Genomic DNA, 1,070 nt, shown 5'->3' with positions numbered 1-1,070 from the left:
CACTTTTTTTTTTATTATCCGCCCCCACACTTTTATAACACTTTTTTTTTCTGGGGATGCTTCTTTTGTTTATATTACACGGGCCTAATCGGCGAGGGCCCTCGACGAGCTGCCGCTGGGGCCGAATATCGCGGCGTTCCTCGGTCATTCGGATCTGCGCACCCATGTGCTCGGGCTCGGGCGCGCGGTCACCCGTGAGACCAAGCCGACCGCCGCCGAGATCGAGCGGATGCAGGAGCTGCTCGGTGAGGCGATCACCGCGGGCTTCCTCGGTCTGTCGTCGATGTCGAACCCGCTCGACAAGATCGACGGCGACGAGTACCGGTCGCGCTCGCTGCCCTCGACCTACGCGCGCGGCAAGGAGGTGCGGGCGCTGAACCGGGTGCTGCGCCGCAACCGCCGCATCCTGCAGAGCGCGCCGACGGTGAGCCTGCGCCCCAACATCGCCAAGTTCTTCCTCGCCAGCGCGGGGGTCGGCCGCCGTCCGCTGCGCACCTCGCTGCTCTCGGCCGCGGATTCCAAGGCCTACCCGCCGCTGGTGTGGTTCATGCTGACGGTGGCGCCACTGCTGAACCGCTTCGCGCGCACCGACTTCCGCTGGCAGCACCTGCCGGTGCCCTTCACGGTGTACGCCGACGGCATCGATCTGGTCGTCTTCGAAGAGTTCGGTGCCGGTGCGGCCGCGCTGCATCTGAAGGATCAGGTCGAGCGCAACGAACTGCTGCAAGACGAGTCCTACCGGCGCTGGTTCCGCAAGCAATACGACAACAAGTTCACCCCGCGCATCTGGCACCGCGACTTCTTCGACGCCGAGATCGTCGCCTGCCCCGACGCGTCGGTGGTCGGCAAGACGATCGGTCAGGTCGGCAAGGACCGGGGTCTGCATCCGGTCGACGCCTATCTCGACCTGGTCGTCGAGCACGGTGCCGCGCTGCGCTGGCGCACCACCATCGCCAACGACCGGCCCGACTACCTGAACAAGCTCGCCGCCAGCAGCGGCGTGCAGATGGGCTTCGGCGACGCGGGCGCGCACCTGCGCAACATGTCCTTCTACAACTACCCGCTGCGCC

Annotated in this window: 1 pseudogene; it reads left to right on the top strand. The window is 65.8% G+C overall.

Annotated features, from left to right (window positions below):
- Positions 1-97 precede the first annotated feature (97 nt).
- Positions 98-1,070, top strand: a pseudogene (locus tag ACFWPJ_RS33610) (hypothetical protein); the annotation flags it as partial.

The sequence above is a fragment of the Nocardia sp. NPDC058497 genome (assembly GCF_042720195.1).
Lineage (GTDB): Bacteria > Actinomycetota > Actinomycetes > Mycobacteriales > Mycobacteriaceae > Nocardia.
This window is presented reverse-complemented; position numbering and strand designations above follow the sequence as displayed.